We start from the raw sequence: 22,558 nt of genomic DNA, 5'->3' as shown, positions 1-22,558 counted from the left end.
CGGTAAAACGACTTATTTGCTTAAAGCCGCTTTCGCCTGCTCAGCAATTTTAGCAAATGCCGCTTTGTCAAAGATTGCAATGTCTGATAAAACTTTGCGATCAATTTCAATGCCTGCTTTGTTCATACCGTCAATCATTCTTGAATAACTCAAACCATTGTTACGCGCTTCTGCGTTAATACGCACAATCCAAAGTCTGCGAAACTGACGGCGTCTTTGACGACGGTCTCTGTAGGCATATTGACCTGCTTTAATAACTGCTTGTTTAGCAACACGATAGACTTTTGACCTTGCGCCATAATAGCCTTTCGCTTTCTTTAAAATTTTCTTATGTTTTGCGTGCGCCTGCACACCTCTTGATACTCTTGCCATTTTCTTATACTCCTAAATTAACTATACGGTAACATTTTACGAACCATTGGTACATCAGCTTTTTCAACTGTGTCTGGTGCGCGCAAACTGCGTTTTCTAGAAGTGCTCTTTTTGGTCAAGATATGACGCAAGTGAGAGTGTTTACATTTATAACCGCCACTGGCAGTTTTTTTGAAGCGCTTTGCAGCCCCTCTATTGGTTTTTAACTTTGGCATAATTTTCTCCTTGTCCTTTGGACATATTTATCATTCTTAAGAATGATTTTATTAAACATAAAATAAGCGGTGCTTATTTTTTCTTCGATTTGGGTGCCAGCATCATGCCTAGCTGACGACCCTCCATCTTTGCTTTTTGCTCTACATTGGCAAATTCTTCTGTGTCTTTCTCAATTCTGTCTAGCATATCCATGCCTAACTCACGATGTTGCATTTCACGACCACGGAACCAAATGCTGACCTTAACCTTGTCACCATTGTCTAAAAATTTAACCAAATTTCTAAATTTAATTTGATAGTCACCTTCTTCTGTACCGGGGCGATATTTAATGGTTTTAACAGTGGTTTTCCTTTGCCTCTTCTTTTGGTCGCTGAGCTGTTTCTTTTGCTCATAACGATACTTGCCAAAATTCATCACCTTGCAAACAGGTGGTTCTGCATTTGGCGATACTTCCACTAAATCCAGTCCAGATTTTTTTGCCATCTCTAATGCCTGAGTTGTACTTAACACACCGGCCTGCTCACCTTCACTATCAATCAAACGCACCTGAGATGCTTTAATATGTTGATTGATGCGTATTCTATTTGGTTTTTTAATGATTAATCCTCTTTTACTAACTTAATGAACGCCTCAATTGACATAGACCCGAGGTCTTCACCGCCGCGTTTTCGTACTGAAATTTCACCGTTCTCCATTTCTCTATCACCCACAACCAATAAATAAGGAAAGCGTTGCATAGAATGTTCTCGTATTTTAAAGCCTATCTTCTCATTCCGCAAGTCCGAAATCACTCTAATTCCTTGTTTTTTTAATTTTTTCTCAACATCGATAGAAAAATCCGCTTGTTTTTCAGAAATATTTAAAATAACCGCTTGAATTGGCGCCAACCAAGATGGAAACGCACCCTCATAATGCTCAATCAAAATCCCCACAAATCGCTCTAACGAACCAACGATTGCACGGTGTAACATCACAGGCGTTTGTTTTGACCCATCTTCAGCAATAAATTGTGCATCTAAACGCTCTGGCATGGAAAAATCTACCTGCAAAGTGCCACACTGCCATTCTCTATCTAGACAATCTTTAAGCACAAATTCAATTTTTGGTCCGTAAAAAGCGCCTTCGCCCTCTTGTAACTCCCATTCAATGCCTTTGTCATTCAAGGCTTGCGCAAGTGCTGCTTCTGCCTTATCCCATACTTCATCGGAGCCCACTCGTTTTTCTGGTCGAGTAGAGAGCTTAATGTCAATATTTTCAAAACCAAAATGCTGATAAACACTAAAAGTCAAGTCAATAAAAGTAGATACTTCACTCTGAATTTGCGCCTCGCTACAAAAAATATGCCCATCATCTTGCACAAAATTACGCACCCGCATAATGCCATGTAGCGTGCCTGATGGCTCATTACGATGACAAGAGCCAAACTCTGCCAAACGCAACGGTAAATCACGATAAGACTTAAGTCCTTGATTGTAAATTTGAATGTGTGCTGGGCAATTCATCGGTTTAACCGCATAATCACGATTTTCACTGCTGGTAGTAAACATGGCATCACCAAACTTGTCCCAATGCCCTGATTTTTCCCAAAGACTCTTGTCAATTAACTGTGGCGTATGCACTTCTTTATAATCATTGTCTTTAAAAATACCACGCATATATTGTTCAACAATTTGATATAACGCCCACCCTTTTTCATGCCAAAACACCATACCGGGTGCCTCTTCCTGCATATGAAACAAATCTTGCGTTTTGCCAATTTTTCGATGGTCACGCTTTTCCGCTTCTTCCAATCGGTGCAAATGCGTTTCCAAATCTTGTTTGCTTGCCCAAGCCGTACCGTACACCCGCTGCAACATCTCATTATTAGAATCGCCACGCCAATAAGCGCCTGCTAATTTCATTAATTTAAAGGCTTTAAGTTTGGCAGTTGAAGGCACATGTGGCCCACGGCAAAGGTCAATAAAATCACCTTGCTTATATAAAGACAAGGTTTGTTCCGCAGGAATAGATTCAATAATTTCCGCTTTATAATGCTCGCCTTTGTCCTTAAAAAATTGCACTGCTTCGTCACGCGACATCTCACTTCGTTCAATCTTGAGATTTTGCTTAACCAGCTTGTTCATATTTTTTTCAATCTTGGCTAAATCGTCTTCTGAAAACCCATCTTTATACGCAAAATCATAATAAAAACCCTCTTTGATCACCGGTCCAATCGTAACCTGTGCATCAGGATAAAGCATTTGCGTCGCCTGTGCCAATAGATGCGCCGTAGAATGACGAATTACCTCAAGCCCTTCTGCATCCTTATCGGTAACAATAGACAAAGTGCTGTTAGCTTCAATCACAAACGCAGCATCCACCAATTCGCCATTCACCTTACCAGCAAGCGTCGCCTTAGCCAATCCCGAGCCAATCGACTTGGCAACTTCAAACACACTAACCGCTTGATCAAAAGATCTTTCAGTTCCATCGGGCAGAGTAATTATTGGCATGAATGAATCATAGGAAAATAAAAAAGATGAATTTTACCTTATTATTAATACGCCTGTCTTCTGTGTGTAACTTTATTCGTTCACAATTTCAAAAAATAGCCTAAGTTGTAAATTAATACTGCCACACCATTCATTGATAGACAGTTTGTCTTTGTTGTATATTTTAAGTTTGAATAAAAAGTGTTGTTGGTTGATAGCATCGTATTCCCATGTATAGCGTGGAAACAAAAACGCATAAACCCCCTAATTATTGGACATATCAACATTTAGATGAGAGATTTTTTCAGGTATTCTATTTTAAAAAATCGCCATCAATGATCAATAAATGAACACCATTTTTTGTAACGGAACGGTGAGAACTTAAGTCATCAGAAACAATATATGACATACCTTCAAGTAAAACAGACTGCTCTCCATTTTCCAGTTCATTGGTTACCTCGCCTTTGAGGCAATAAACGATATGGCCTTTTTTACACCAGTGATTGGCTTTGTAGTTTTTTGAATATTCTACATATCTAATTCGCAAACCTTCAAATTGTATTGTTTGCCAATATGCTACTCCCGTTTCTCCTATATGCTCTGTTTTTTGGATGCCTTTCCAGTCTATTGTTTGAAAAGGAATATTCAAATTTTTTATGCTGTTTTTAGCCTCATTCTTAAGTTCTGTTTGGGGGCGTGCATCTCTTTTAGTTTTTTGTTTAATCTCGTTTTTCATTTTTTCAATCAAATTGTTTTTAAAATCATCTATATTGTTAGGTGCCTGTTGGTTATTTTATCTAAATAAGGCCTTTGCATAAATATGGATGGTGAACAAAATTCAATTGTTGCCAATTTGGTGAAAAGTGGATGCTTGATGATTATTCATATTTATGCAAAGGTCTCGAATAACATTTAAATATTTTAATCAACCTAGTTTTTTCTCTTGAAGGGTAAATAAATAGCCTTTTTTTATCTTACGACGAAACAATAACTCACTTCTCAATGGCTATATCTTGTTCGATTTGTAACGCTTTAGCGTTTATCTATACTATTTTTTTCTGGACACCCTTCTTCTTTTTATTTTACAAAAACGCCTTCGTATAAATATTTTCCCGGCACTCCATTAGTTTTTCCCTCATCGCCAGTTACTTCCGTAATCACAACATTTCTATAATAAGATTTTTCGTTCAAAGGAATGGCGTAGGAAACAACCCAAACTTTATTGCTGGCCTTGTAGGCCATTCCTGTTGAATAAAAATCAATAATTTTTTTTCCTTCTTTTTTAACCAACCAGCCTTCATAAGATTTTCCAGGTTCTGGATCCACAACATCCATTGTTAGACCAAGAATAAATTCATTATCAACTGTTGAAGATCTGTAGGCAATCCCCAAACCAGTTAATTCTCCGACATTTTTTAATGTTATTTGCTCACTTGGAATTTTATTTTTTTCTGACATATCTTTTTTTAAATTATAAAATGTTTATTATTATATGCTCTTACTAAGAGAGACCTTTGCATAAATATGGATGATTAGCAAAATTCAATGAGTTTGAGCATTAAGTTTTTTTGGGTTTTTTATAATTCAACAGCCTTGCTATGTATGACTATGTATTTTAGATAACCCACTATACATCACATTCATAGATTTGTTCAACCATCAGTTGCAAGTTAGTGTTACCACGCCATTCGTTGATGGATAACTTATAGGCGAGCTGCACTGTTGTGTTTTTAACGGGTGCTTGAAAGAAGGCGATGCCATCGTGGATGGTGGGGGAGTTGACGAGTTTTAGGCGACATTTTAGGTGTTTTTCGCCGACCACTCTTTGCTCAATCAATTCGAATTTTCCGTAAAAAATGGGCTCTTCAAAACCTTGTCCCCAAGGGCCTGCTTTGACCAGTAATTGGGCGTTGCTGAGAGAGATGTCGGAGGCTTCAAGGGTGCCGTCGGTAAGGAGTTCAACCTTGGGGATTTGATTGTTAAGATGGGCTTGGATGGCGTTGGAGAAGGCGATTTCGAATTGGGGGAAGTTGTCTTTTTTGATACTGAGGCCTGCTGCCATAGCGTGACCACCAAATTTTAGGATTAAATCGGGGGTTTGTCTGTCAATTAGATCTAGTAAATCTTTGATATGGACGCTAGGAATGGAGCGAATTGAGCCCTTTAAATCGGCGCCTGATTGGGCAAAAACTGCGACTGGGCAGTGGTAGTCTTCTTTGAGTTTGCCAGCGACAATGCCGACAATGCCTTCGTGCCATGAGGGGTCAAATAGGCTGAGGGCAAATTTGCCTGTGGCAACGGATTGTGTGTCAATAACGGCTTGTGCTTCGGCTTGCATGCGGGCTTGTTCTTCTTTACGGGTTTGGTTAAATTGCTCTAATTCAGCGGCGTAACGGCGTGCATCGTTTATATCATCGGTGAGCAAACATTTAATGCCACGGGAAATATCGCTTAAACGGCCAGCGGCATTTAGGCGGGGGCCAATAGCAAAGCCTAAGTCGCTGGCTTGCAGGCTTTGTGCGGGGCGGTTGGCAATTTCTAGTAGTGCCAGGATGCCGGGGGAGCATTGTTTGAGGCGGATGCGTTGTAGGCCTTGGTCTATTAAAATCCTGTTATTTTGGTCAAGCTTCACGACATCGGCTACGGTACCGAGTGCGACCAAATCTAATACGGTGCGTAAATCTGGTAGGGGAATGTTGTGCTTGGGGAAATAATTGTTGGCGCTTAGGTGGGTTTTTAATGCGGACATTAGATAAAAACAAACGCCGACGCCTGCCAGATTTTTGCTTAAAAATTCGCAGTTCTTAAGATTGGGATTGATGATTGCATTTGCTTCGGGCAGGTTTTTACTGGGCAAGTGGTGATCGGTGATAATGACTTGGATATTGGACTTTTTTGCCAATTGGACGCCGTCAAAACTGGAGATGCCGTTATCAACGGTAATAATCAAATCAGGCTGTTTTTCCTTGATTGCCAATTTCACAATCTCAGGACTGAGTCCGTAACCGTGTTCAAAGCGATTGGGGACTAAAAAATCAACAAATTTTGCCCCCATTAGTCGCAACGACTTGACTGCTACCACTGATGCAGTTGCCCCATCACAATCAAAATCACCGATAATTAAAATTCTTTTTTGTTCAACAAGTGCGTGTTCTAACAAGGTTAATGCGGTGTTTAATTGCGCAAAATTGGGCTTTAACAATCCTGTTAGGTTTAAAGAAAGTTGCGCTTCGGAAACACCTCTGGCACTGTAAATTTTCTTTAAAAATGAAGGGATATCGTCTGAATAAGAGGCAAATAAGGTGTTGTCTATTTTTCTGGTTAGCATAGTAATTTCTTGATCCTGTTAGCACTTTCAGGTGCCATGTTTAAGCCGTTGCGAAAATGCCCAGCATTGATATACAAATTTGCCAATTGTGGATGTTTGCCAACAATGACATCTGCACTACTGGCGGGGCGAAACCCTGCCCAGTGGTGTTCGATATTGGTGTTTTTTAATTGTGGAAATCGATTAACCGCAAATGCCAGCAAATCGGCACCCACTTGCGTCTGAATACTGCGGTCAAAGCCGACATTTTCCATCGTCGAGCCAATCAAAAGTCGCCCATCTTTTCTAGGAATAATATACCTGCCTTGATCAAGAATAATATGTTTAACCGCACCTGCTTTGGCTTTAATTACAATCATTTGCCCTTTTATCGGATAAATGGTGTCTTTAATATCAAGTAAAGATGAACTCCAGGCACCACTACAAACAATCGTGTTATCGGCATAATACTTTTTATTTTCAGTTATCGCACCAAGTGTGGCACCCTTCTCAGTCATTAGTCCATTCACTTTGGCTTGCTCAACAACTTGAACCCCGAGTTTAAGTATATCGGCTTTTAGTGCTTTTAACAACCTCGGATTACGCACTTGTGCAATGTCTTTAAACAATGCGCCTTTATCATGCACTTGAAAATTAAGTGAGTGTTTGCCCATCCATTGTTGTGCCTCAGGCGTGTTATATTTATCCATCATCAACAATCCACAACGAATATACTCAGGATCAATGCCCGTATTTTCAAATAATTCTGCACATAAGTGCGCATAAACCCCTTGCGATGCCCTGCTCAACTCATTCACCAAATCACTATATAACCAAGGATAAAGCGGACTAATAATACCACCTCCTGCCCAAGAAGACTCCTTGCCACACGCCCTTTGGTCTAGCAAAGTTACCTTTGCACCCGCCATTGCCATCGCTCTTGCAGTCGTTATCCCAATTACACCGCCACCAATGATTAAACAATCACTCATTCAACAACTTTTTAATAGCCTGTAAAAGAATTCGACCCTTGTTGCCCTTGCTTTTTTTCATTATCCTTACACCTCCACTTTAGTTGAATATGATACTACTATCTGTTCAATTTTTTTATCTACACGATAAAATGCCAACATTAATACCATTTTTCAAAACCCACTTACTGTCAACTTGTGGATGATTATTTAAGACCTTTGCATAAATATGGATGATTAGCAAAATTCAATTTTTATCCAATTAATAATTTTCTTAAATCTTGTCCTAGCAGGGCTAAGGCTGGATTTAAAAAATTACCAAGTGGGTAAAAAGTGGATTCTTGATGATTATTCATATTTATGCAAAGGTCTCTATTTGTTTAAAAATGGCATTATTTATGTTTATTCAAAGGCCTCAATTTAATGTCATTAAGAACTATCAAGGCAATAATAGTCATTAGCACACCTAAAAAAGTAGTCCATTGTAATGTTTCATTTAAGAATAAGACGCTTGTTCCAAGTGCAAAAAAAGGCACCAAAAAAGTAAAAACACTGGCCTTCTTGGAACCCAAACTATGAACACTGGCAAAATAAATTGTCGTGGCAAAGGTAGTAGAGCCCAAACTAACAATCACAAAATTAATCCAAAAAATACCGTCCATGGCAAACACCGAGCCATGTGTCGGTTGAAAAAATAACAACCAATCTAATATGGTGGTAATTAGATAAATATAAAAACTCAACACCAATGGATTAAGTGGCTTGGCATAACTGCTGGTAATGGACACAAGCGCCCAAGATAGAGAGGCGGCTATCATATACAAATTGCCAGTTGCCAATATTTCACTTAATTGAAACTGCCAAATACCCATGGTAATTAGCACGCCTATGGCTGCCAAAAGTAATGCCAACCAATCTTTAAATCGTGGTTTTTTTTGTTTGCTAAATAACATCAATAAATAAACCAAAATTGGCATTAATGTCGTTACCACAGCACCCGCCAAACCAGGTGCGCCATGAGTAACGCTTAAAAAATAATAGTTTGAATAAAGCACTAAAAACAAAGCGGCAATACAGGCAATGACAAAATCAATAAACCCAATTTTAAAAGACAATCGCATCCACCACAACACAGGCGCCATGGACAGCGTGACGAAAAAATATCGGTAGGTAATAAACTCATGTACATCCACATAAGCGGACATAATACTGGCAATTGGCCAAGAAGCACCCCAGAAAAACATTGCCAAAATTAACCATAAAAACTGTTGTTGATTAGCGCTCATAATGTGCATAGCAATGATTCTCCATTGTTATAGGGGTAATAGGAAATTGAGGTAATGGTCATTTTTTCCAATCGGCAATAATCAGCATAACCACGCCAATACTGATAAAAATATCGGCAAAGTTGAAAATTGGCCAGTAAAAACCTTGATAATGAAAATCAATAAAATCTACCACAAAGCCATTCACCACCCTGTCAATCATATTGCCAATGGCACCTGACAAAATAAGCGTTAAACTTATTAATTTAAATTGATATTGTGTCGATATTTTTATCATCCAAACGCCAATAGTAATACTGGCAATAACCGATATAGCAGATAAAAAATACCGTTGCCAGCCCCCTTGGTCTGCTAAGAAACTAAAGGCGGCACCATAATTGTGCGCAAACGAAAGTGAGAAAAAGGGGGTAATATCAACAGAGGCACCAACACCTAAATACTCATGAGCCAGTAGTTTGGTTAGTTGATCAAGCACAACCAACAGTGCTGCCAATAAAAAATATTTTATTTTCATGCTTTACTCGGGTTAAATTTAACAATAACAACAATTGGAATCACAAATCCTGCGACAATCACCACCCACAATAAATCACCAAGTTGCGAGTAATCCTGTGTTGTGGTTACCACACCATCGGTAATAACCTCACGACTAACAACAAAGATTTTATTCAAATATTTGGTCAACAAGCCGCCTGCTGATAAGGCAATATTCATCAGCGATGCCATCAATGCAAACCAAGTGCCTTTTTTGCCTTCAGGCGCGTGAATTGCCACCAAAGTTAGCATTAACACTTGGGCAATATAATCAAAAGGCGATGCTAATGCTGTGTCCACCAATGCCACTGTCCGTGCTTCAACGCCAAGCATGGTATGAATATCATAATACATTGCGATAATTGGCATAGACAACAAAGTGCCAATAATAGTGAGGAAAATCAGCACTTCGGCAATGTTGCGTTTAACAATAAACTTGGCACTAAACCACATACCTGCTAGGGCAATACCGCCACCAATTGCTGATAATTTAGCAAAAAACGACTCATCAAATCCAAGTATATCAATCTGCCACCATTGCAAGGAGATACCCACTGATGGCATTGCACGATAGACGAAAATAATAATCATTGCCATTTTAATGTGACGAATAGCATCTTCACTCAAATCTGCAATTAAATCATTCAGCAAATACAACACAATGCCCAAGGAAACAACAAACACAATCTCTTGCGAATAAGGCACTTGTGCATAGCCCATCGTTACCACAAATATAGCAAAAATTAACCCACCAAATAACACTTGTCGGTTAACCTTAGACACTGGCACAGGATTAAGATTGACCAGCGTTACTCCAAGGATTGACAAAAGTGGCACGAACATCGCCATCATAAAGACCACTTCACGATTGTCCTTAAACACACTGGCCAATTCACCCCCAATCCAGCCTGTGATAAAAATTGCAAATCCTAATGACAAGCGTGCCAACACTTGAATACTGGCTAACTCTCGATGGATTTCTTCTTTAGACTGGCTTTTATCCACCACCTCGGTACTCATCGTATCTGCCACCACATCTTGCATCACAAAACCCACGACTGCAATCACGCTGGCAAAAATATACACGCTTTTTTTAGAAAATTCTGCCACAATTGAATAATCACCAACCACCGCAATCATCATTAAAGAACTAAGGGTAATCAGCAATGCACCTATGTAAACATAAGATTTTCGATTAGAGCCAAAAATCAACACACTGTCAACCAATGAGCCAAAAATCATCTTCACTGTCCATGGTACAGTAAGCCATATTCCCAACTCTGCTAAATTTGCGGCACTCATATCCAGCGTCTCTTTTACCCAGAAATTTTCAGCAATGGCTGTAAAAACGCTACTTCCATAAGCAAAATACACCAACAACAAGGGAATATAGCGTAAACGCATGGCTTTAATGGGGGTTAGTAAAATATCTAACATATCAGCTCAATAAATAAAAAAATCCTATTATAATTTGTTTATTTTAATATAGTGAGAATGTTATGGGATTTTTAAACGGAAAAAAAGCACTGGTTGTCGGTGTGGCGTCAAATCGTTCAATTGCATGGGGCATTGCCGAGGCAATGGCAAAGCAAGGTTGTGAAATTGCACTAACCTATCAAAACGAAAAATTGAAAAAACGAGTGGACAAATGTGCAGTAGTTTGTAATTCCAATATTGTCATTCCTTGTGATGTTGGCACTGATAGTGGCATTGAGGCTACTTTTAACGAACTCAAACAACATTGGGATAATTTTGACATCTTAATTCATTCGGTGGCATTTGCCCCCCGTGAGGCGTTAGATGGCAACTATATCGAAGCCACTACGCGTGAAAACTTTGCGGTAGCACATGACATTAGTTCTTATAGTTTTACCGCATTAGCAAAAGCAGCAAATTCAATGCTTAACGACAATGGTGCATTGTTAACCGTCAGTTATTTGGGCAGTATTCGTGCCATTCCAAATTACAATGTAATGGGTGTTGCCAAGGCATCACTTGAAGCTAATGTGCGCTATATGGCAGCAGCAATGGGCCCTGAAAGAGGCATTCGTGTTAATGCCGTCTCTGCTGGACCCATTAAAACCTTGGCGGCCTCTGGTATTAAGGACTTCGGTAGATTACTGGAATATGCTGCTGATTCGTCGGCACTCAAGCGCAATGTAACCACCGAAGAAGTGGGTAATGCGGCTGCCTTTTTATGTTCAGATTTAGCCTCAGGCATTACAGGCGAGATAACTTACATTGATTCAGGTTACAACTTCTACGACAAAGGGCCAGATTTATAAACACAGAGTCGCAAACATCAAGTGGTATGGCGCTATTTCTTATTTTTTTAAGCGTCCATACCATTTTCAAAAATAAAATGAATAATGCAGTGTTCTTATAATCAATCAAATATTTTTACACTTAATGAGACCTTTGCATAAATATGGATGATTAGCAAAATTCAATTTTTTCCCACTTGGTAATTTTCTTAAACCTTGTCCTGGCAGCGCTAAGGCTGGGTTTAAAAAATTACCAAGTGGGGGAAAGTGGATTGTTGATGATTATTCATATTTATGCAAAGGTCTCGTTTGGTTTATTTTTGAAAATGGTATTACACATCATCAAAAAAAACCTATGCAGGTAGAAAAATTCTCTGCAGATTACAATCTGCTTTCAAAAATCTCTATACTAGAATCTTCCTTCAATGTCTCTAAGATACTTCTAAATACTTCATCAGATTCAATATTAAGCATACGACCTGGAAGACTTCTATTAGGTTCATTTTTAGGTGTTTTGACTTCTGATAACTTTAATACAACTGCCTGTTGATCTAAACTTTCAGTACTATAAATAGCGCCGTCATTCGGCTTGGGTAAAGAAAATATATGCTTGATAATGCTAGCACTTGCCAATCTTGAACTCCTTGTAGCCCAATCGACATCCTTCCAAGTCAATTTATTTTTACTCATGAGTGCTTTGGCGGCATCAATATCACCCTTGATAAACGAATCTGCAATCTTATCAGCAATTTCTTTAACAAATTCCTTTGCCCATGTATCAACCAAACGCTTTTTAATATATGACTCCACTTCGTCAAATGTTTGCTGTCTTTCTGCCACTTTTTCATTTAGCCTAAGTACCACAAAACTGCCTTTAGAAATCTCAAGCAACTCAGAATTTTCGCCCTTGTTCAGCACCACATCACTATAAGCCGCTGTCATAAAGATACGATTTTGCATCATGGAATCTTGCGCAAAGAAATCAGAAGTTTCGAGTTTTAAATTCATTTGCTCGGCAACCTCTTCCAAACTTGCCTCATACGCCAAATTACCCAACTGTTCGGTTAAATTATAAATGGTTTTTTGCGCCATTTGCTCGGTATAAGTTTTACTCAATTCATCACGCACCTCTTCAAAAGGCTTTGCTGTTGCTGCTTTAATCTTGTTTAATTTAATAATATGATAACCAAAATCTGACTTAACTGGCGCACTCACTTCCCCTTCTTTCATCGAAAATGCCTTGGCTTCAAACTCTGGCACCATAGCACCTATGGTGAAAAATCCCAAATCTCCGCCACTGTCTTTCGAGCCTGCGTCTTTTGAATGTTTAATGGCTAACTTGGCAAAATCTTCGCCTTGCTTAATTTGCTCAACAAGTTTGTTCGCAAGCACTTCGGATTCCACTAGAATATGCTGTACTTTACGCTCTTCTTCAGTGCTAAAACGCTGCTTTTCTTCTTCATAAAAACTCAACAAATCAGCCTCACTTACAACAGTATCTTTAGCCACTTTTTCAAGCGATAATGTGACAAAATCAACTTTAACTTTTTGTGGCTCTAAGAATGTTTCCTTTTCTGACTCATAAACTTTCTTTATGCTATCCACACTAATCTCTGCCTTGTCAAGATAATCTTTTGTATTAAGTTGAATATAACTAAACTTTCGCTGTTGGTCGTTTAACGATTGCATACGATTAAGCATCAATGGGGTTAAAAATGCAGAATTTAGAAAGTTGTACTTAATTTGATTTTTCAGTAATTCCTTGATTTGAAGTTGCTCATATCCAATATCCGAATAACCATTAAGCCTTAACAGGCGCTTGTATTTTTCTATTGAAAACTTGCCTTCCTCTTTAAATATATCGCTTGATTGAATGAATTCCTGTAACTCTTGTTTGGTTACCACATAGCCCAACTTACTTGCCAATTGTGCCAATACACGCCCGTCTATCATTGATCGAATGACCGAAAGTTTTAGATCACGGTTTAACTCAGCAGGGTATTTGTCGCCTAATTTTTTTTGTAAGCGCCTTTGAGCGCCCTCAAATCTTGGTAAAAATTCTCCTTTGGAAATATCATCACCATTCACTGATGCGACCACAATATTCGAAGTTCCTGTAAAGTATTCGCTAACACCAAACAAAGCAAATGGAACGATAATTAGGGCAATAATCACATAAGCAACCCAACCTTTAATTTTATTTCTAATAGCACTTAACATAATTTATTTTATTAATAACTCAAAAAGGGGTAGATTATAAACGAAAAAAGCTAAAAATTTCGAGTGAACAAAAAAAATAACACTTTAAGAGACCTTTGCATAAATATAAATAATCATCAAGAATCCACTTTTCACCCACTTGGTAATTTTTTAAACCCAGCCTTAGCCCTGCTAGGACAAGGTTTAAGAAAATCACCAAGTGGGAAAAAATTGAATTTTGCTAATCATCCATATTTATACAAAAGTCTCTTTAAGAGACCAAATAATCATCAAGAATCCGTATCTACACAAGGGAAATCCTGCATTAGACATAAATGTTGGATAAAAAACAAATTACAAATAAGCAGAAGTTGCGCTTTAACATTTATGTTTAACGCAGGGGTCTCATAAGGATTTTGTATTTTTTATTGTAAAATTTGACGATAAGTACGCTCAACAATGTTGATTGATTTTTCCTGCCGATGAAATAGAGTTTGAGCCTTTAAGTGAATATCGTTAATATTAACATTTGCTTCAAGTAAGAAATAGTCGCTCTTAATATCAATCAATGTTTCGAATTTTTTCTTGGCTTGTCTCAAGGCAGTGCCAGTGAGGGGCTTGCGTATTATTTTATATACATCATCAGTTGACTTAAAGGGTCTGCCACTAATGATTTCCTCAACTGAATCTGGGTATAAGGCGGTTATCACCTCTTCACTGGCAGTATTAATATTTACTTTGGCTTCAATGTTTTCATAAGCATAAAGATAGGGTCTTATTTTTAGATAATTTTTCAGTGATATGCCTTCAACCAATTTAAGTTGTGAAATGTGTTCAAATTTTGGCAATGATTGTTGCGCGTTGATATGCTCAAGAATAGGGTCGCTCATATAGTCTTGCTCTAACATTGTGTTAAGCATATCTAAAAAGCCACGATAATCTGGATCAATATAAACTCGACTTTCATCTTTCTTGGTCTGAAGCAACTTATTAATATTAAAACGCGCTTGCAAATCGAATATTTTTCCTTCAATAGTGCCATTAGGCACTGGAATTGGGGGGATGGTAGTGGCCCAATCTTCGCCCAACTCATCAATTTTATGATCATCTTTTTTTAAAATGCTTTTCACCCAAGATTCCATGCTATAAAGATAATTAACAGCCTGCTGGGTGTAAATACTATTTTCAGTATTCTTCAAACTCAACGCCTGTTGTTGCCACATCATATTTACAACAAGACTAATCATTGCTACTATAATTAGCACACTGATCAACACAACGCCTTTTTCATGTGATTTTTGCATCTATATTGCCACCACTTTTTTGATATCGCCCCAATAAGGGTGAGTGAATTTAACCTCTATGGCTTTTAAGCGATTTTTGTTGTTTTTAAATTTCCAGGTGGTGTGCCACTTGTTTTTGTTATCAAGTAACCGAATTTTAAATTCTTTAACTTCTTTCAAGAAAATCAATTTTGCAGATTTTCCTATACTAGAAGTGGCGTGGCGGGTAATTGTATTGTCACCAAACTGATAATCAATGGTAAGTAAAGTATCATTTTGCACGCTTTTAAGCTGAATTTTATCTTTACTTAATGTAACCTCTCCCTGAAAAACTTGGGAAAAATCCCGATCCAAATAAAGTGATATTCTTTGTAATTGTGTCAAATTTTGACTGTGGTGTTTTTGGGCAGTTTGGTGTTTTAATGTGCCATCTAATGCCCCATAAGAAATCACCCCAATAACCGACAATATCGTAATTGCTATCAATAATTCTACCAAAGTGAAGCCGTATTGTTTCATCGTTCTAAATATAGCACCAAAGTGGCAACTGATTGCTTAGAATCACGCTTACTAATATTCGAATAAAGAGATAAATCTGTTTTAATAACATTTTGATTGGCAGTTTTTTGTGTATTTGTTTTCCAGTACCAAACTCTTTTACCCATTTTATATTCGCCAGATTGATAACCCATATTTGGCTTTAGCCCAACACGCTTGTCCACACTTAAATTGCCAATAACTAGATTTGCCAATGTTTTACGCTGAAAATACCCAATGCTGTCAGTATTCTGCTGATCAGCAGTAACCAAGGCACTAAGAGACACAGCGACAATCACCAGCGCGATTAAAACTTCAACCAATGTAAAGCCTCTACTTTTTTTCATTTGCAATTGTCTTTAATGAAATGGACTCATCACCTTGAGATAGCGTAATAATAGCATCAGTAATAAACCCATTGGGCAGTATTTCAATCCTATCGATGCTAACACTTCCCTTCCCAGCATTTGCCCTGCTAATACTTACTTCAACAGGCTTAAATGCCAGCGGCTGGAGTTCTGAATTAGGTTGCCAAAGTGATTTCTCTAATGATCTTTCTAATGGCACCCCCTCTTTGTCCTCAGTGTTCTTACTGGGTTCTGGCTGAAAACTAAATGCTTGCATATTATCTTGATTTATCTGTAGGCGAATAGGCTGATTATACAATTGCACATGATTCTTCACCAATGTGATATGTTGTTGTATTTTCGCTTTTAAAACATTGACCGCAGAAGGTTTAGCAAGTTTAACACTCAAAGTAACAAAACCCGCCAAAATAGCCACAATAGCCACTACTACCAATAATTCAATTAAAGTAAAGCCTGCGTTGGTTTTTAGACTAGTCCCAGTTGTTAATGTCTTTGTCTTCATCGCTTCCGCCAGCAACACCATCGGCACCATAACTGTATAAATCAAAAGATTTAACACCATGTGTTCCAGGGCTTAAATAAAGATACTCTCTGTTCCAAGGATCTTTGGGCAATTTGTCTAAATAATCACCAACCAGTACACTCAAACCTTGATTAGAACTTGGATAAGAAAACTTATCCAACTTATACAAACTAAGTGTTGAAGAAAGGGTTTTAATATCATGGTGTGCCTTCTGCACCCGTGCTTGACCTACCTTGCTGGTTAATTTAGGCACAATAATACTTGCCAAAATACCAATAATAGCAACCACCACTAAGATTTCAATCAAAGTGAAACCCTGTTGCTTGCCACCACCTCTGTTGCTTTGTTTTGTTTTCATTTGCTCCTTTTTACAATTAATTAATATCAGGTCATATTATAGATAAATATAGGCAAGCAAACAAGATAACCTTTAAACTAAATTTGCCCTTACCTAGCAGTAACTAACCCAAGCAATCGTATGCCAGAATGAGGCTGATGTTTTTTTATAACTGGCATAGTTTTTTTTAATCTAAAAAATGACAGGCTTAATAAGAAATAGGGGTAAGGCGCAACAAGGCATTTTTCTTATCAATAATAAAGTTAAAATCTTGTAGCCAATCTAGCCCTAACAATCCATCAACATCTTGAGGTAATTTTTCTTTGGGTAGCACAACGACAGGGAAATTTTGCTTGGTAATAGCACCTACTGAGAAAGTGTCAATATTAACTTTAAAAGCAGACAATGTGCCATTCGCAGTGCTGAGAATAATATCACCTAAAGATTGATAACTGTCTGCAACCAAATGAGCGCTTAGTGTGGTAATACTTGCACCTGTGTCTAGGACTAGTTGGGCGGGGGTGTTGTCAATCATAACATTAATATGCCATGCATTAGGTAAGGCAATGAGTGGGATTTCAATATCGCCTTGTTGGAAGGTTTTAATGTAATCAAGTTGGGCTTGTAAACGGTCAAATTGCACTTTCCATTTAATGTTATTTGCTAGAAAACTGAGCTGGTATTGCACTTGTGAATACTGCTCAAGGGTTAGAAATAATTGCGCCAGTAAGTAATGGAATTCTAAATAATTGGGCAAAACATTGATGGCACTGTTTAAAAAGTCTATCGTTTGTTGCGGTTGATTGTCGCCTAATTTTTGAATATATTGCTTACTGGTATTAACATATAAAGTTTCTACGAATGCCCTGGGATAAAGGTCTTGCACTTGAACAAGAAGATCCTCAAGATGTGTTAGTGCAGTAATATAATCACCTTTGTCAATTGCCACTTTACTGCGTTCTATCAAAACTTTAGGTGCATAAGCATCACTCACATTAATAGATTGAGGGTGTGGCATGGGTGCTGAGACTTGGGACGCTTCAGCCAATACTTTTTTAACCACAACCGCTGGTTGCTTAAGTGCAACTGTTGATTGTTTGGGTGTAATGGTTGGTTTTTGGATTTTTGCGACTATAACTGTGGTAGCGTTGTACCAATATCCATTTACAAACCAACCGATTAAGATGCCTAGGCTAAGCGTAAAAACAAACCGTATAATCATTAACCTATAAAGGGATTTGATTAAGTTCAAAAATGGGTAAAAGCATTGCTAAAACGATAAAAAGTACAACACCCCCCATAACGAGTATCATCACTGGCTCAAAGACATTGACCAATTTTGTGGTGTAATGGTCGATTTCGCTTTCTTGATTTTGGGCAGCTTTGTTAAGCATTTTAGCAAGTTGTCCACTGGTTTCACCACTGGCAAGCATATAAAGAGTAACAGGTGGTAGGGCTTCATATTGTTTGAAAGCTGAGAAAAGTGACGAGCCTTCACGGACTTTTTCTCTGGCTTTAAGTATTGCCTGACGCATGGGCAAGTAGTTAAGCGCCATGGCTGAATTATTTAAGGCGCCGATAATAGGGGCGCCACTTTCATATAACAAGGCAAAAGTACGGGCAAAACGAATGGCATTAGTGGTTACCAATACTTTGCCAATGGCAGGGACTTTAACGAGCAATCTTTGCATTTTTTCCTTGATATTGGGCTTTTTAAGGAGTAATTTCACACCCAAAATAAGCGTAAATAAAACGCTAAAAATAGTCAGAGAGTGTTCGGTTAAAAATTTATTTAGACCGATGACAAAGACAGTAATACCAGGTAATTCTTGACCAGATTCTTGAAAAACTGCTGCAATTTGTGGCACAATAAAAACCAATAATGAGTAAACCACAACGAGGGCAATAATAGAAACAACCATCGGATAAATCATGGCAGCAGAGACTTTTCTTCTGAATTGTTGTTGCTTTTCAATATCAATTGCTAACGCCTCTAAGATGGTGCCTAATTTAGCGCTGGCTTCACCAAGTTCAATAGTAGCGATGTAATAATCGGGAAATTGTCCATGATTTGAAGCGAGCGATTTTGCCAAGGTCTGCCCTTGCAAAATCTGCGAATGGGTTTGTTTGATGATTTTAACAAGGTGTTTCTTATGGTGATTTTGCAAAATCGTATTTAGGGCTTGGTCAATGGGGATAGCAGCCTGAATTAAAGAACCCAATTGGCGTGTAAGCATGGCAATATCAGTCGTGCTAAGGTGTTTTTGAAAAAATTCTGTCTTAGCTGCGTGTTGTTTTGTGGACTCAATGCTTAAAACAATAAGCTGCTGTTCCTTAAGTTGAATGCGTGCATTCTTAACATGGTCACTCTCAATTAAGCCGCTAACTTTTTGCTGCTTTTGATTGATGGCTTTATATTCAAAAACACTCATATTTATATAGAGATAACTCTAATGGCTTCGTCTAAACTACAAAGTCCTTGCGAAACCAATGTTCTAACTTGGTCTTTTAAGGTAAGCATTTTTCCATCAAGATGGGCTGAGATTTGATTTTCATTGGCACCATTGTGAATCATTGCCCTAAGTTCATCGTCAACAACCAGCAATTCATACAGGCCAATTCTCCCTGAAAATCCGCTGTGATTACAGTGCTCACAAGAGGAAGGACTGTAAATAACTTGGGGCTGATCTAATCCCAATCTTTGTTGTTCTTTTTCGTCTGTTGTGTGCGTTTTTTTGCACTTGGGGCATAAAGTTCGAATCAATCTTTGTGCCAAAACACCTGAAAGACTGGACGCCAATAAAAACGGCTCCACACCCATATCTTTAAGGCGTATTATGGCATCTTTTGCACTGTTTGTATGTAAGGTAGAAAAAACCAAATGCCCAGTCAAACTGGCTTGGACGGCAATTTCAGCCGTTTCTTGGTCACGGATTTCACCTATCATTACAATATCGGGATCTTGGCGTAGAATGGCACGCAAACCTTTGGCAAATGACATCTTGATATTGTCGTTAATTTGCGTTTGATTAATACCATCAATGTGATATTCAATCGGGTCTTCAATGGTGGTAATGTTTCTGGATTGATTGTTCAGCACGCTAAGTGCGGCATAAAGTGTGGTGGTTTTTCCGGAACCAGTCGGACCGGTAACCAAGACAATGCCATTCGGCTTGTGAATCAATTGACTGATTTGCTCATAGGTGGCATCGTCCATGCCCAATTGCTTAAGTTGCAATCGCCCTACTTGTTTATCCAATAAACGCATTACCACCTTTTCACCTTTACCAGAAGGAATAATGGAGACGCGTATATCCACTGCTCGCCCGCCTAATTGTAAAGCAATTCTGCCGTCTTGAGGTAAGCGTCGTTCGGAAATATCAAGATTGGCCATTACTTTAATGCGTGACACCAACAGAGGAGCAATTTTTTGTTGCGGTTCAAGCACTTCGCTTAAGATGCCATTGAGGCGAAAGCGAATACGAATACGAGATTCATAAGGCTCAATATGAATATCCGAAGCACCCTGTAAAATTGCCTGCGCACACAACGCATTAATCAAACTAATAATGGGAGCCTGATCATCGGAATCTAACAATTCTATTGGCTCAAACAACTCCATGGCAATGTCATCAAGTGTTTTATCTTGCTCAGCATTGTCGCTAAAATCTTGTAAATTACTCAGCGCTCCGCTTTCGTAATGCGTCTGTATTCTTTGCATTAAAGATACTTTACTGGTCTTTTCCAGTTGACACGCACCATGTTTGCGAGAAATTTCTAGCAAAGTAGAAATATCAGGTAGCGTTTCGTAACTGAGCTTGTTACCTTCCAATAACAAACCGAATTTTTTGGCAAATAAATAGGGCAATGAAAGTTTGTTTGTCATTTTAATAACGAGTCTTTAAGGGTATGTTAATAATATTGCCATGCTTGTCAAGTTGCCTTAATGGCAATTTTTCATTAATCCTCATCATCACTCGCATAAAAATCATCTTCATAAAAATCATCTTCATTTGATTTGGATGCTACCGATCCGAAAAATGTAGTTGATGTGTTTGTTTTTACAGGTGCCTTTGATACTGGTATTTTAATAAGCGTTTCTGTTGCTTTAGGCTTCGCTTGGGGGTTGCCAGTTTTACTGTAATCAGGGAACAATCCTTCGGTATCATCCAAGAGGCTTTTGGCTGTAATATAGTTGTATTTTTGCTTACTAATGTTACCCACATTGTCCTCGGACAAGATGGTAGGTCTGATAAATAATATTAGATGGCGCTTCTCTCTGGAACTTCTGTTAAAGCGAAACAAACGCCCTAAAATTGGAATGTCACCCAATAAAGGCACTTTTTGCTGTGTGTTTCTAATGGTATTGTCAATCATACCACCCAATACCAATAATCTATTATTCTTAACCATAACTGTGGTTTTAATTTTACGCTTAGAAGTAATAACATCAACGGCACTGGCTGAAGGCAAAACATTCGACACTTCTTGCTCTATAACGAGTTTAATACCACCACCTTCATTAATTTGGGGTTTAACCTTGAGTGTTAAGCCAACATTTTTACGCTCATAATTTTGAAAAGGATTAGAGTTGCTACTACTCAATTGTGTGTTGGTGATAAACGGCACTTCATTACCCACGACAATTTCAGCTTCCTCGTTGTCCAAGGTAACAATAGAAGGAGTGGAAAGAATATCGGCATTACCCATGCTGTCCAGTGCGCTAATAATTGCACCCAGTCCACTGGTATAATTACCCCCCTCTTTATTAAAATTACCAAGAACATAGTTCGCACCTGCCTTCAAAGAAGGTGTGCCACTACTAATGCTACCTAAAAGTGCTGTTACTTGTTGATTAAAATCGGTTGCCATAACACCAATTTTTGAACCAAAACCTAGTAAACCAATACCCAGTTCATTTGATTCAGAAGAATGAATTTCAGCAATTACCACTTCAATCAGCACTTGTGCACGCTCAATATCAAGTTTGCCAATAATTTTTTTAAGCTTTAAAATTATCGCTGGTGGTGCAGTGGCGATAATAGCATTGGTCGCTTCATCCGCCTGAATATTAGTGGCAGTAGTTTTATTCTTGCCACTAGATTTACTATTGACGACACTTTGCAATATCGGCAAAATATCTTTTGCATTTGCATGTTTTAAGTAAATCACAGAAGTGCCGCCCTCTTCTCCGTTGTCTTTATCAAGTTCAGCAATTAAAAAGCGTGCCTTAAGGCGCTTACTTTTGCTACCGCCAATAATAATTTGGTTGGTCTGTGTGTTGACGCTAATAACCAGCGTGTTACCAGATTTTTTTGCTAATAATGACTTGATAATATTTGCCACTTCTTGTGCGCTTGTGTGTTTTAAGGTGATAATTTCATAGTCCTCATCCACTTGCCTGTCCAGTGTCTCAATCATATCTTTAATACGCTTAATGCTGGCATTGGTGTCTGTCATTACAATGCTATTAGAAGGATGATAGGCAGTTAAATAGCCATATTGAGACACCAACGGGCGCAAAATAGAAATCAACTCTTTTGCTGGCACATTTTTGACTGCAAGTACAGCACTAACAATTAAGTCATCAGCAAGTAGGGTAGGTGAAGTGTTTTTAGTGGCATTTTTAGGTAATATTTTGTCAAAATCATCACCAGGAATAATCACATATCCATGCACTTGCAAAATAGAAGCAAAAAATTGATAAAGTTTAGCATCGTCAACATTTTGATTGCTCACCACATTCACCTTGGCTTTAACTCTAGGGTCAATAATGAAATTTTTGCCTGTCGCTTGAGAAACAGTATTGATAAGCGTGCGAATATCGGTGTTTTTCAAATTAAGCACTAAAGCTTGGGCAGATGAAGTGAATAACAATGTCGACAATAGA

23 protein-coding genes are annotated in these 22,558 nt (G+C 38.3%); 2 read left to right on the top strand and 21 right to left on the bottom strand.

From position 1 onward, the window contains the following. Positions 1–12 precede the first annotated feature (12 nt). From rplT to MS2017_RS03815, 11 genes are all read right to left on the bottom strand, one after another. Positions 13–372, bottom strand: a complete 360-nt coding sequence (gene rplT, locus MS2017_RS03865) for a 50S ribosomal protein L20 (RefSeq protein WP_071563887.1) — start codon at positions 370–372, stop codon at positions 13–15. A gap of 17 nt (positions 373–389) precedes the next feature. Beyond that, positions 390–587 carry a 50S ribosomal protein L35 gene (gene rpmI / locus MS2017_RS03860; RefSeq protein WP_071563888.1) on the bottom strand — a complete coding sequence of 66 codons (198 nt, stop codon included), beginning with the start codon at positions 585–587 and terminating at the stop codon, positions 390–392. Positions 588–660: 73 nt separating this feature from the next. Continuing rightward, the gene (gene infC, locus MS2017_RS03855) at positions 661–1,188 is read right to left on the bottom strand and encodes a translation initiation factor IF-3 (RefSeq protein ID WP_084032297.1); all 528 of its coding nucleotides are present in this window, start codon (positions 1,186–1,188) and stop codon (positions 661–663) included. Next, on the bottom strand, positions 1,188–3,080 hold the full coding sequence (gene thrS, locus MS2017_RS03850) for a threonine--tRNA ligase (protein WP_071563890.1): 1,893 nt from the start codon (positions 3,078–3,080) through the stop codon (positions 1,188–1,190). The genes infC and thrS overlap by 1 nt, the downstream gene beginning before the upstream one ends. Before the next feature lie 292 nt (positions 3,081–3,372). After that, entirely contained in the window at positions 3,373–3,717 is a 345-nt protein-coding gene (locus tag MS2017_RS03845) for a DHCW motif cupin fold protein (RefSeq protein ID WP_071563272.1), read from the bottom strand. A gap of 419 nt (positions 3,718–4,136) precedes the next feature. After that, positions 4,137–4,517 (bottom strand): hypothetical protein, encoded by a 381-nt coding sequence (locus MS2017_RS03840; protein ID WP_122951318.1) that lies wholly within the window; start codon positions 4,515–4,517, stop codon positions 4,137–4,139. Between the two features lie 169 nt (positions 4,518–4,686). Beyond that, positions 4,687–6,387, bottom strand: a complete 1,701-nt coding sequence (gene recJ, locus MS2017_RS03835) for a single-stranded-DNA-specific exonuclease RecJ (RefSeq protein WP_122951317.1) — start codon at positions 6,385–6,387, stop codon at positions 4,687–4,689. After that, complete coding sequence (locus MS2017_RS03830) at positions 6,381–7,358, bottom strand: FAD-dependent oxidoreductase (RefSeq protein WP_122951316.1); 978 nt, start codon at positions 7,356–7,358, stop codon at positions 6,381–6,383. The genes recJ and MS2017_RS03830 overlap by 7 nt, the downstream gene beginning before the upstream one ends. Before the next feature lie 371 nt (positions 7,359–7,729). Then, complete coding sequence (locus MS2017_RS03825) at positions 7,730–8,623, bottom strand: DMT family transporter (protein ID WP_164707593.1); 894 nt, start codon at positions 8,621–8,623, stop codon at positions 7,730–7,732. A gap of 58 nt (positions 8,624–8,681) precedes the next feature. Further along, the gene (lspA, locus tag MS2017_RS03820) at positions 8,682–9,137 is read right to left on the bottom strand and encodes a signal peptidase II (RefSeq protein WP_122951314.1); all 456 of its coding nucleotides are present in this window, start codon (positions 9,135–9,137) and stop codon (positions 8,682–8,684) included. Beyond that, entirely contained in the window at positions 9,134–10,594 is a 1,461-nt protein-coding gene (locus MS2017_RS03815; protein WP_122951313.1) for an MFS transporter, read from the bottom strand. The genes lspA and MS2017_RS03815 overlap by 4 nt, the downstream gene beginning before the upstream one ends. Before the next feature lie 62 nt (positions 10,595–10,656). On the opposite strand from MS2017_RS03815, the gene MS2017_RS03810 reads away from it, so the two are divergent. After that, a complete protein-coding gene (locus MS2017_RS03810) occupies positions 10,657–11,442 on the top strand; it encodes an enoyl-ACP reductase FabI (RefSeq protein WP_071563271.1) in 786 nt (261 codons plus the stop codon). A gap of 360 nt (positions 11,443–11,802) precedes the next feature. On the opposite strand, the gene MS2017_RS03805 is transcribed toward MS2017_RS03810, so the two are convergent. After that, the gene (locus MS2017_RS03805) at positions 11,803–13,641 is read right to left on the bottom strand and encodes a SurA N-terminal domain-containing protein (RefSeq protein ID WP_122951312.1); all 1,839 of its coding nucleotides are present in this window, start codon (positions 13,639–13,641) and stop codon (positions 11,803–11,805) included. 63 nt (positions 13,642–13,704) lie between these two features. Between MS2017_RS03805 and MS2017_RS11605 the strand changes: the two genes are divergently transcribed. Continuing rightward, entirely contained in the window at positions 13,705–14,031 is a 327-nt protein-coding gene (locus MS2017_RS11605) for a hypothetical protein (protein WP_122951311.1), read from the top strand. 14 nt (positions 14,032–14,045) lie between these two features. Here the strand turns inward: MS2017_RS11605 and gspK are convergent, their stop codons facing one another. The 9 genes from gspK to gspD all read right to left on the bottom strand — a co-directional run bounded on the left by gspK (position 14,046) and on the right by gspD (position 22,554). After that, positions 14,046–14,924, bottom strand: a complete 879-nt coding sequence (gene gspK, locus MS2017_RS03795) for a type II secretion system minor pseudopilin GspK (RefSeq protein WP_071563855.1) — start codon at positions 14,922–14,924, stop codon at positions 14,046–14,048. Beyond that, positions 14,925–15,422, bottom strand: coding sequence for a prepilin-type N-terminal cleavage/methylation domain-containing protein (locus MS2017_RS03790; protein WP_122952220.1), 498 nt, complete (start codon positions 15,420–15,422; stop codon positions 14,925–14,927). After that, positions 15,419–15,787, bottom strand: a complete 369-nt coding sequence (gene gspI, locus MS2017_RS03785) for a type II secretion system minor pseudopilin GspI (protein ID WP_071563857.1) — start codon at positions 15,785–15,787, stop codon at positions 15,419–15,421. Before gspI ends, MS2017_RS03790 begins: the two co-directional genes overlap by 4 nt. Continuing rightward, on the bottom strand, positions 15,774–16,310 hold the full coding sequence (locus MS2017_RS03780) for a prepilin-type N-terminal cleavage/methylation domain-containing protein (RefSeq protein WP_071563858.1): 537 nt from the start codon (positions 16,308–16,310) through the stop codon (positions 15,774–15,776). Before MS2017_RS03780 ends, gspI begins: the two co-directional genes overlap by 14 nt. Further along, a complete protein-coding gene (gene gspG, locus MS2017_RS03775) occupies positions 16,279–16,689 on the bottom strand; it encodes a type II secretion system major pseudopilin GspG (RefSeq protein WP_122951309.1) in 411 nt (136 codons plus the stop codon). The genes MS2017_RS03780 and gspG overlap by 32 nt, the downstream gene beginning before the upstream one ends. A 187-nt stretch (positions 16,690–16,876) precedes the next feature. Further along, the gene (locus tag MS2017_RS03770; RefSeq protein WP_122951308.1) at positions 16,877–17,890 is read right to left on the bottom strand and encodes a retropepsin-like aspartic protease; all 1,014 of its coding nucleotides are present in this window, start codon (positions 17,888–17,890) and stop codon (positions 16,877–16,879) included. 4 nt (positions 17,891–17,894) lie between these two features. Next, positions 17,895–19,100, bottom strand: coding sequence for a type II secretion system F family protein (locus tag MS2017_RS03765; RefSeq protein WP_071563861.1), 1,206 nt, complete (start codon positions 19,098–19,100; stop codon positions 17,895–17,897). Between the two features lie 2 nt (positions 19,101–19,102). Next, positions 19,103–20,554, bottom strand: coding sequence for a GspE/PulE family protein (locus MS2017_RS03760; protein ID WP_071563862.1), 1,452 nt, complete (start codon positions 20,552–20,554; stop codon positions 19,103–19,105). A gap of 74 nt (positions 20,555–20,628) precedes the next feature. Beyond that, complete coding sequence (gspD, locus tag MS2017_RS03755; protein ID WP_164707592.1) at positions 20,629–22,554, bottom strand: type II secretion system secretin GspD; 1,926 nt, start codon at positions 22,552–22,554, stop codon at positions 20,629–20,631. Positions 22,555–22,558 lie beyond the last annotated feature (4 nt).

Source organism: Bathymodiolus thermophilus thioautotrophic gill symbiont, from assembly GCF_003711265.1.
Lineage (GTDB): Bacteria > Pseudomonadota > Gammaproteobacteria > PS1 > Pseudothioglobaceae > Thiodubiliella.
The sequence above is the reverse complement of the archived record's forward strand: the minus strand, read 5'-3'. Positions and strand labels throughout refer to the sequence as shown.

Coding starts and splice junctions, on each gene's coding strand:
- rplT (WP_071563887.1), bottom strand. CDS start 372: ATGGCAAGAGTATCAAGAGGTGTGCAGGCGCACGCAAAACATAAGAAA.
- rpmI (WP_071563888.1), bottom strand. CDS start 587: ATGCCAAAGTTAAAAACCAATAGAGGGGCTGCAAAGCGCTTCAAAAAA.
- thrS (WP_071563890.1), bottom strand. CDS start 3,080: ATGCCAATAATTACTCTGCCCGATGGAACTGAAAGATCTTTTGATCAA.
- MS2017_RS03840 (WP_122951318.1), bottom strand. CDS start 4,517: ATGTCAGAAAAAAATAAAATTCCAAGTGAGCAAATAACATTAAAAAAT.
- recJ (WP_122951317.1), bottom strand. CDS start 6,387: ATGCTAACCAGAAAAATAGACAACACCTTATTTGCCTCTTATTCAGAC.
- MS2017_RS03830 (WP_122951316.1), bottom strand. CDS start 7,358: ATGAGTGATTGTTTAATCATTGGTGGCGGTGTAATTGGGATAACGACT.
- MS2017_RS03825 (WP_164707593.1), bottom strand. CDS start 8,623: ATGAGCGCTAATCAACAACAGTTTTTATGGTTAATTTTGGCAATGTTT.
- lspA (WP_122951314.1), bottom strand. CDS start 9,137: ATGAAAATAAAATATTTTTTATTGGCAGCACTGTTGGTTGTGCTTGAT.
- MS2017_RS03815 (WP_122951313.1), bottom strand. CDS start 10,594: ATGTTAGATATTTTACTAACCCCCATTAAAGCCATGCGTTTACGCTAT.
- MS2017_RS03810 (WP_071563271.1), top strand. CDS start 10,657: ATGGGATTTTTAAACGGAAAAAAAGCACTGGTTGTCGGTGTGGCGTCA.
- MS2017_RS03805 (WP_122951312.1), bottom strand. CDS start 13,641: ATGTTAAGTGCTATTAGAAATAAAATTAAAGGTTGGGTTGCTTATGTG.
- gspK (WP_071563855.1), bottom strand. CDS start 14,924: ATGCAAAAATCACATGAAAAAGGCGTTGTGTTGATCAGTGTGCTAATT.
- MS2017_RS03790 (WP_122952220.1), bottom strand. CDS start 15,422: ATGAAACAATACGGCTTCACTTTGGTAGAATTATTGATAGCAATTACG.
- gspI (WP_071563857.1), bottom strand. CDS start 15,787: ATGAAAAAAAGTAGAGGCTTTACATTGGTTGAAGTTTTAATCGCGCTG.
- MS2017_RS03780 (WP_071563858.1), bottom strand. CDS start 16,310: ATGAAGACAAAGACATTAACAACTGGGACTAGTCTAAAAACCAACGCA.
- gspG (WP_122951309.1), bottom strand. CDS start 16,689: ATGAAAACAAAACAAAGCAACAGAGGTGGTGGCAAGCAACAGGGTTTC.
- MS2017_RS03770 (WP_122951308.1), bottom strand. CDS start 17,890: ATGATTATACGGTTTGTTTTTACGCTTAGCCTAGGCATCTTAATCGGT.
- MS2017_RS03765 (WP_071563861.1), bottom strand. CDS start 19,100: ATGAGTGTTTTTGAATATAAAGCCATCAATCAAAAGCAGCAAAAAGTT.
- MS2017_RS03760 (WP_071563862.1), bottom strand. CDS start 20,554: ATGACAAACAAACTTTCATTGCCCTATTTATTTGCCAAAAAATTCGGT.